Annotated in this window: 3 protein-coding genes; all 3 read left to right on the top strand. The window is 61.4% G+C overall.

From position 1 onward, the window contains the following. Positions 1-190: 190 nt before the first annotated feature. From recC to recD, 3 genes are read left to right on the top strand one after another with little or no spacing between them, the layout of a single operon-like run. Positions 191-3,643: an exodeoxyribonuclease V subunit gamma gene (recC, locus tag FBX99_RS24600; protein ID WP_144930520.1), complete on the top strand. Its 3,453-nt coding sequence runs from the start codon at positions 191-193 to the stop codon at positions 3,641-3,643. Further along, positions 3,640-7,329, top strand: a complete 3,690-nt coding sequence (gene recB, locus FBX99_RS24595) for an exodeoxyribonuclease V subunit beta (protein WP_145133195.1) — start codon at positions 3,640-3,642, stop codon at positions 7,327-7,329. Before recC ends, recB begins: the two co-directional genes overlap by 4 nt. After that, on the top strand, positions 7,326-9,416 hold the full coding sequence (recD, locus tag FBX99_RS24590; RefSeq protein ID WP_144930518.1) for an exodeoxyribonuclease V subunit alpha: 2,091 nt from the start codon (positions 7,326-7,328) through the stop codon (positions 9,414-9,416). Before recB ends, recD begins: the two co-directional genes overlap by 4 nt. Positions 9,417-9,440 lie beyond the last annotated feature (24 nt).

Genomic DNA, 9,440 nt, shown 5'->3' with positions numbered 1-9,440 from the left:
GGGTTTCCCCATGTGAGAGTAGGTCATCGTCAAGATTAAATTCCGAAACCCCTATCTGCTGATGCAGGTAGGGGTTTTGTTTTGCCCGCAGGAAAGTTCTTACGACAAGCGCGGACCGTTCCCGGCTGCTACAACCCCCCGACAATGCTAAGGTTCGGCCCTAGCTTTTTGCATTTTCAAGGATGCCTTTATGCCGGACGCAACGTCCCTCAGCCCAGCCTTCATGGTGATTCATGGCAATCGCCTTGATGAGCTGCGCAGCCTGGTAATCAGCTTGATGCGACGTTATCCGCTGGCCCCGCTTGAGAATGAAATTGCACTGGTACAGAGCAACGGAATCGCCCAATGGCTCAAACTGGCACTGGCTGAGGATTCGGAAGACGACGATACCGGCGGCTGCGGCATTGCGGCAGCCATTGATGTACAGCTGCCCGGCAGCTTCATGTGGCAACTCTATAGAACGGTCCTGGGGCGCGATGAGATTCCGGCCAAGTCACTGCTGGATAAAGCCCCGCTCACCTGGCGACTGATGCGCCTTTTGCCGCAGTTGATCGAACAGCCTCATTTCGAGCCCCTGCGTCGGTTCCTCACCCACGACACTGACCTGCGCAAGCGCTATCAGTTGTCCGAGCGCCTTGCCGATCTGTTCGACCAGTATCAGGTGTACCGGGCCGACTGGCTGGAGGACTGGGCGGAGGGCCGGCACCAGACGAGAAATGTCCGGGGCGAAATCAAGGCGCTTGCGCCTGCCGATTGCTGGCAAGCCGAGCTGTGGCGAGCCTTGTTGGTGGATGTGGGAGAAGAAGGCATGGCTCAAAGCCGTGCGGGCGTCCATCAACGGTATATCGAGCGTATCAACAGCCTGGAAACCGCTCCGAAAGGACTTCCTGCACGGGTGATAGTGTTTGGTATTTCCTCGCTGCCGGCCCAGGCCCTGGAGGCGCTGGCCGGTCTGTCGCGGTTCAGCCAGGTTCTATTGTGTGTCCACAACCCTTGTCGCCATCACTGGGCGGACATCGTGGCCGACAAGGACCTGTTGCGTCACGAGTATAAACGTCAGGCACGCAAGGCTGGCATGCCCGCTATCCTCGATCCGCAATCTCTGCATCAACATGCCCATCCGTTACTCGCGGCGTGGGGCAAGCAGGGGCGTGACTATATCAACCTGCTCGACAGCTACGATGATCCCAATCGCTACCGCTCGGTGTTTCGCGACGGCCGGATCGACCTGTTCAGTGATGGCAACCCCACGACCCTGCTCAGCCAGTTGCAGGATGACATTCTCGAGCTGCGCCCCCTGGCTGAAACCCGGGAGCGCTGGCCTGTCGTCGATACGGAGCGAGACGGATCGATCCGTTTTCATATCGCCCACAGCGCCCAGCGCGAAGTCGAGATCCTGCATGACCAGTTGTTGGCTCATTTCAGCGCGGACCCGACGCTGCGCCCTCGAGACATCATCGTCATGGTCCCGGACATCGACAGTTATGCTCCGCATATCCGTGCCGTGTTCGGTCAGCTCGACAGGACGGATCCGCGCTTCATTCCCTTCACCCTGACCGACCAGGGACAGCGCGGACGTGATCCGCTACTGATTGCCGTGGAGCATTTGCTGAAGCTGCCCGATAGCCGCTTCCCCGTCAGCGAAATCCTCGACTTGTTGGATGTCCCGGCCCTGCGCAAGCGATTCGGCCTTGATGAAGCCGACTTGCCGACACTGCACCGTTGGATCGAGGGTGCCGGTATTCGTTGGGGCATGAATGCCGAACATCGCGCCGGGCTCGGTCTGCCTGCCGAGCTTGAGCAGAATAGCTGGCGGTTTGGTCTGCGACGCATGCTGTTGGGATATGCCGTCGGCAGTTCGGATGCCTATGAAGGCATTGAGCCGTATGACGAAATCGGTGGCCTTGACGCGGCATTGATCGGGCCATTGGCCACTTTACTGGATGCGCTGGAAGTCGCCCATCAGTCGCTCACCGAGCCCGCATCCCCGCAGGTGTGGGGCTCCCGTTTGCGTGACCTGATGCAGTTGTTTTTCCTGGCGGACAGTGAGCATGACGACTATCTGCTGGCCCAGCTGGAGGACCTGCGCGAAACGTGGTTGGAAACCTGCGAGTCGGTTGGGCTGCAGGATGAATTGCCGTTGACGGTGGTACGCGAGGCTTGGCTGGCAGGGCTGGATCAAGGTCGGTTGTCTCAACGCTTTCTCGCCGGAGCGGTCAACTTTTGCACGCTGATGCCGATGCGGGCAATCCCCTTCAATCTGGTATGCCTGCTGGGGATGAACGACGGCGATTATCCGAGAGCTCAGCCGCCGTTGGATTTCGATCTCATGGGTAGCGACTATCGTCCCGGTGATCGCTCCCGGCGGGAGGATGATCGTTACCTCCTATTGGAGGCGCTGCTGTCGGCCCGGGAAAAACTCTATATCAGCTGGGTAGGGCGCAGTATCCGCGATAACAGCGAGCGACCCGCTTCGGTGTTGATCGGCCAGTTGCGGGATCACCTGGCCAGTGGCTGGCGATTGGCGGACGATAACCAGGTCCTTCTCGAGGCGCTGACCCAGGAGCATCCCCTGCAACCGTTCAGTGCCCGTTATTTCCTCCAGGGCAGTGAACTGTTCAGCTATGCCAGCGAATGGCGAATACTCCACGACAACCTGGCCCCTGTGGGTAGCGGCCAAGTGCTGGAACCCTATGTTCAGGAAGAACCCTTGAGCCTGGGGCAACTGCAGGACTTCTTGCGCAACCCCGTCCGCCACTTTTTCAGCCAGAGACTAAAGGTGTTCTTCGAGGCCATCGAAGCCCCGTTGGCTGATGACGAACCCTTCGTGCTCGATGCCCTCCAACGCTACAGCCTGAGCGACAGCTTGCTGGAAGCTGCCCTGGTACGCCTGGACCAACCGGATCTTGCCTTGGAGGCCCATGCCAGGCGCCTGCAGAACAGCGGCCTGTTACCCATGGCGGGTTTTGGTGAGTGCATGCAGCGCGAACTGATCGAGCCTCTGCCGGATCTGCTCAAGCGATATCAGCAGCTTCTGGCGTTATGGCCCACTCCGTTGACCAGCGCGGTGCCTGTCAGTCTCCAATTGCATGACGTCAGTGTCGAAGGATGGCTCAGTGGCCTGCACCAACGCTCCGACGGCGCGGTCCTTGCCATCACTGCCATACCCAACAGCATCGGCTCCGTCAGGACCCGCAAGTGGCACCGCCTGATACGTCCCTGGGTCAATCATCTCGTGGCGTGCGCCAGCGGGCTGTCGATGACCACCGCATTGGTGGCCAGTGATGACAGTTTGCTGCTGGCACCTTTTGAAGAACCCGTTGCGAGAAGACTGCTCAGCGACCTGTTGCAGGCTTGGCAGTCAGGCATGCGCCAGCCACTTCCGATCGCGGTGAAAACAGCCTTCGCCTGGCTTGGCCAGGTGGACCCGGATAAAGCCGAGGCGGCGGCCCGAAAAACCTACGAAGGCGATGGGCTGACTTCGGAAGGCGAGCGGCGGGAAAGTCCGGCCCTGGCCCGGCAGTTTGTCGACTTCGATGCCCTGATGGCAGACGAGACATTTCCTGACTGGTGCGATGCGCTCTATCGGCCGCTGTTCGAGGCTCCCTGGCGTTCCGCAATCGGCGAGGAGGCGCAATCATGAGTCGGCAGACACCTCTGGCCCTGGCTTTTCCCCTGCGCGGAAGCCAATTGATCGAAGCCAGCGCGGGTACTGGCAAGACCTTCACCATTTCAGCGTTGTACCTGCGGCTGGTGCTGGGGCATGGTGGTTCGGCGACCGGGTTTGGTCGCGAGCTGCTGCCTCCACAAATTCTGGTCGTGACGTTTACGGACGCCGCCACCAAGGAGCTGCGCGAACGCATCCGCACACGCCTGGCCGAAGCCGCACGTTTCTTTCGTGATGAGATTCCGGCCCCCGACTCACTGATTGCCCAGTTGCGTAACGAGTTCGACGAAGCGCAGTGGCCCGGTTGTGCCAATCGGTTGGACATCGCCGCGCAATGGATGGATGAGGCAGCGGTCTCGACCATTCATAGCTGGTGTCAGCGGATGTTGCGCGAGCACGCCTTCGACAGCGGCAGCCTGTTTACTCAAACCCTGGAAACCGATCACAGTGAGTTGCTCGGCGAGGTGCTGCGCGACTATTGGCGGCTGTTCTGCTACTCGATGCAGGGCGAAGCGTTGAACTGGGTGCGCACCCATTGGGGAGGGCCCGCTGCCCTGTTGCCGCGGGTGCGGGGGCTGTTTTCCAGCGAGCGTGGCAATGCTGACGGGCTTGAGCCTGCCGAGCTCATCCTGGCATCGCTTCAGGAGCGCAGTGCCGCGTTGCTCGACCTCAAGGCGCCATGGCGGCAATGGGCGGTGGAGTTGCTGGAGATCTGCCAGCAAGGCGTTGCCAACAAGAGCGTCGACGGGCGCAAGATGCAGGCGCGCTATTTCGAGCCGTGGTTTCAGAAAATCTCCGCCTGGGTGGATGACGAGAGCCTCGAGCTCCTGGATATCGGCACCGGGTTTACGCGGTTGACTCCCGAGGGCATGGCCGAGGCCTGGAAAGGCGATGTACCCAGCCATCCTGGGCTGGAAGCCATGGCCAGTCTCAAGGCCAGCCTGGAGGCCTTGCCCACTCCGGATGCTGCGGTGTTGCAGCATGCGGCCCAATGGGTGGGCACGCGGTTTGAGGCAGAGAAACGTCGACGCGCGGAGATGGGCTTCGACGACATGCTACTGAGGCTGGACGCGGCGCTGCTGGCCGACGGTGGAGAGCGCCTGGCAAGCCTGATACGCGAGCAGTTTCCGGTCGCATTGATCGACGAGTTCCAGGACACCGACCCGGTTCAATACCGGATCTTCGAAAGCATCTACCGCATTGAAGACAACAACCCTGAGACGGGACTGTTTCTGATCGGTGACCCGAAACAGGCCATCTATGCCTTTCGTGGTGCCGATATCCACACCTACCTGCGTGCCCGTGAGGCGACCGCCGGCAGGCTGCATACCCTGGGAACCAACTTCCGTTCCAGCCACGCCATGGTGGGCGCGGTAAACCATATTTTCCAGAACGCCGAATCCCGCCCGAGCGGGCGCGGGGCTTTTCTGTTTCGCGAAGCGCCGGACAGGAATCCTGTGCCATTTCTGCCCGTTGATGCCCAAGGCCGAAAGGAGGCCTTACAGGTCGCGGGTCAGCCTCTCGCCGCGTTGAATATCTGGCACCTGCCGTCGGACAAGCCGCTCTCGGGTTCGGTCTATCGACAGCAAATGGCGGCGGCCTGCGCCAGTGAAATCACCGGGCTGCTCAACGGCGGCCAGTCGGGACGCGACGGCTTCATCGAGGAAGGAAAAGCCCTGCGTGGACTGTTGCCTGCAGACATTGCGATCCTGGTGCGTGACGGTAAAGAAGCGCAGGCCGTGCGGGACGAGTTATCCGTGCGGGGCGTACGCAGTGTCTATCTGTCCGATAAGGATTCGGTCTTTGCCTCGCAGGAAGCTCGGGATTTGCTGATCTGGCTCAGGGCCTGTGCCGAGCCGGATGCCGAGCGGCCATTGCGGGCCGCGCTGGCGAGCATCACCCTGGATCTGCCGCTCACGGAGCTGGAGCGACTCAACCAGGACGAGTTGGCCTGGGAGGCGCGAGTCATGCAGTTCCGTGGCTACCGTACGGTCTGGCGGACCCAGGGGGTGCTGCCTATGTTGCGGCGCCTGCTGCATGATTTCGAGCTGCCCCAGGCATTGATCAGGCGCGATGACGGTGAGCGAGTGCTGACGAATCTGCTGCATCTCAGCGAACTTCTGCAACAGGCGGCCGGTGAGCTGGACGGTGAACAAGCCCTGATCCGGCATCTGGCGGAGCACCTCGCCTTGTCCGGTCAAGCTGGAGAAGAACAGATCCTGCGCCTGGAAAGCGATGAGCAGTTGGTCAAGGTGGTGACGATCCACAAGTCCAAGGGGCTGGAGTATCCGTTGGTGTTCCTGCCGTTCATCTGTTCGACGAAGCCGGTGGATGGCAGCCGGTTGCCCCTGCATTACCACGATGAAACCGGCAAGGCGCAGATCAGCCTCAAGCCTTCCGCCGAGCTGGTCGCCAAGGCTGATGACGAACGTCTGGCCGAGGACCTGCGCCTGCTCTACGTGGCGCTTACCCGCGCTCAACATGCCTGTTGGCTGGGGGTTGCGGATCTCAAGCGGGGTAATAACAGCAGCTCGATCCTGCATCTGTCGGCGCTGGGTTATCTGTTGGGCGGCGGTGTGCCGCTGCCCGAGTCGGCGCAATTGCGGCGTTGGTTGGAGGACCTGCAACAAGGCAGTGCTGCGGTGAGTTACCAGGAGTTGCCTCAGTCCACCGACGAACGCTATCGACCTGCGCGCAACGACGCCGTGCTGCTCGACCCCTTGAGACCGGTGCGCAAAGCCAGCGAAAACTGGTGGATCGCCTCCTATAGCGCCTTGCGCATCGGTGAGACCGTGAGTGCGGGCAGCGACACGGCGCCGGAAGATCCCCAGGCCCAGAAACTGTTCGACGATGAGCGGCTTGATCCTGATGCGCCCAGGGAGGTGGTCGCCATCGGGGGGGACATTCACCGTTTCCCTCGCGGGCCCAACCCCGGCACTTTCCTCCACGGCCTCCTGGAGTGGATCGCCGGAGAAGGGTTTGCCGTCGCTCCAACGGCCGTCGAGGACGCCATTGCGCGGCGTTGCAACCGTCGAGGCTGGACAGGCTGGATCACGACGCTCAACGATTGGTTGCAGCACTTGGTAGCAACGCCTATGCGCATCGGCAACGATCAGCCGCCGGTGGTGCTTGAGCACCTGACCCGGTTCCAGGTAGAGATGGAGTTCTGGTTCGCCAGCCACAAGGTCGATGTGCTCAAGCTCGATGAGCTGGTTTGCCGATTCACCCATGGCGGTGTGGCCCGCGTCGCCGCCGAGCCGGTGCTGCTCAACGGTATGTTCAAGGGATTCATCGATCTCACCTTCGAGCATGAAGGGCGATATTACGTGGCGGACTACAAATCCAATTGGTTGGGAAGCGATGACACGGCTTACACCCCTCAGGCCATGGAGCAATCGATCCTCGAAAATCGCTACGATCTGCAATATGTACTGTACTTGCTGGCGCTGCATCGTCAGCTCAAGGCGCGGCTGCCCGACTATGACTACGACCGACATGTCGGCGGTGCGCTGTACCTGTTCCTCCGTGGCACCCGTGCGGCCAGTCAAGGGATCTATTTCACCAAGCCCGCGCGAGCACTGATCGAACAATTGGATCGCCTTTTCCAAGGGGCGCCCGAGCCCAAGGCCGAGCCGGCATGGGTACAGGGAGAATTGCTATGAGTCGGACCTTTGTCGATCTGCTGCCCACATCGTCGGATGACGAAAGCCTGGCCGAACTGGCGCCTTTGGACCGTGCGAATGACCTGCTGCTGTTGCTGACGCGCTGGGTCGAGCGTGGTTGGTTGCGTGCCCTGGACAAAGCCTTCGTCGCATTCCTTCATGAGCTGGCGCCCGACGACGATCCATTGGTGCTGCTCGCGGCGGCGCTTGCCAGTCATCAGCTGGGCCATGGGCATGTCTGTCTGGATCTGTTCGAAACGCTCAAGGAACCGGATTTTGCCTTGTCGCTTCCCCCCGAGGGAGATTCGCAAACCGGTGTGATGTTGTTGCCATCGCAGATATTGCGGAACCTGGAGGGCGCCCATTGGTGCAAGATCCTGGCCTTCAGCCCCCTGGTGGCCCTGGCCGCAGATGAGCGTGAGGAAGCACGGCAACGCCCGTTGGTCCTCTCCGGTAAACGCCTTTATCTGCGGCGCTATTGGACCTATGAGCGGCGGATCGATGAGGCGTTGCGTCAACGGCTGGCCGAACAGGAGGTCGCCCCCGTCGATCTGAGCGAACGCTTGAACGGGCTGTTCGGGCCGGCCGCGGGTCTGATCGACTGGCAGAAACTGGCCTGTGCCCTGGCGACCCGGGGTGCCTTCAGCATCGTGACCGGCGGCCCGGGCACCGGCAAGACCACCACTGTCGTGCGCTTGCTGGCGCTGCTTCAGGCGCCCGCCGTCGAAGCCGGAAAGCCGCTGCGGATCCGCCTGGCAGCGCCGACCGGCAAGGCGGCGGCGCGGCTGACCGAGTCCATCAGCCAGCAGGTCCGGACCCTGGATGTCCCCGATGCCGTGCGCGAACGGATTCCTTGCGACGTGACTACTGTCCATCGGTTGCTGGGCAGCCGGCCGGGGACCCGACATTTTCGGCACCATGGGGGGAATCGGTTACCACTGGACGTACTGGTGATCGACGAGGCATCCATGATCGACCTGGAAATGATGGCCAATCTACTGGATGCGCTGCCGCCTCATGCACGGTTGGTGCTGCTCGGGGATAAGGATCAGTTGGCCTCGGTGGAAGCCGGTGCGGTCCTGGCGGATTTGTGTCGGGATGCCGAGGAGGGCTGGTACAACGCCCGAACCCGCGCCTGGCTTGAGTCGGTCAGTGGCGAAGACCTGTCAGCCGCTGATTTGCAGCAAGACATCGATGGCTCCCATCCATTGGCACAGCAAGTGGTCATGCTCCGGCACTCCCGTCGCTTTGGCGAGGGCAGTGGTATCGGCCAACTGGCTCGATGGGTCAACCAACAGCAGCCCGAAAAGGCGCGCCAGTTGCTGGTGGGCAAGCGCCATGCCGACCTGTTTTCCCTGGCATTGAAGGGCGAGCATGATGGGGCGCTGGAGCGCTTGCTGCTTGAAGGCCAGGCAGAAGGCCCCCAGGGCTATCGGCATTACCTGAGCCTGCTGCGACAACGACGGCCGGCGGCGTCCCGTCCATTGGAGGATGCCTGCTGGGTCGATTGGGCCCGGGACGTCCTCTCTGCGTTCGATGCTTTCCAATTGCTCTGTGCTGTGCGTAAAGGCCCCTGGGGCGTCGAAGGGTTGAACCAGAGAGTGACCGCGGCGCTGCTCAAGGCCCGTCTTATCGACAGCGACCACCAGTGGTATGAAGGCCGTCCGGTCTTGATGACCCGCAACGACTATGGTCTGGGTTTGATGAACGGCGATATCGGGATTGCCCTCAAATTGCCCGAGCGCGATGGGTCGGATGTGGGCAGGCAGGTCCTGCGGGTGGCCTTCCCTCGCAACGACGGACAGGGCGGTGTGCGCTTCGTCCTGCCCAGCCGCTTGAATGATGTGGAAACCGTGTATGCCATGACCGTGCATAAATCCCAGGGCTCGGAGTTCACTCATACGGCGCTGATTCTCCCGGATGCGCTGAACCCCGTATTGACCAAGGAGCTGGTGTACACAGCCATTACCCGGGCCAAGCAGTGGTTCAGCCTGATCGAGCCACGACCGGGAATATTCGAGGAAGCGGTTCGGCGCAAGGTCAAGCGCCTGAGCGGGTTGATGCTGGATCTGGAGCTGCGCAGCTGAGTGCACAGAGGTTCATGGCAAGGG

The sequence above is a fragment of the Pseudomonas sp. SJZ074 genome, from assembly GCF_007828215.1.
In the GTDB taxonomy this organism is placed as follows: domain Bacteria; phylum Pseudomonadota; class Gammaproteobacteria; order Pseudomonadales; family Pseudomonadaceae; genus Aquipseudomonas.
The sequence above is the reverse complement of the archived record's forward strand: the minus strand, read 5'-3'. Positions and strand labels throughout refer to the sequence as shown.

Excerpts from the sequence above, each read along its gene's own strand:
- recC (WP_144930520.1), top strand. The coding sequence starts at position 191 with ATGCCGGACGCAACGTCCCTCAGCCCAGCCTTCATGGTGATTCATGGC.
- recB (WP_145133195.1), top strand. The coding sequence starts at position 3,640 with ATGAGTCGGCAGACACCTCTGGCCCTGGCTTTTCCCCTGCGCGGAAGC.
- recD (WP_144930518.1), top strand. The coding sequence starts at position 7,326 with ATGAGTCGGACCTTTGTCGATCTGCTGCCCACATCGTCGGATGACGAA.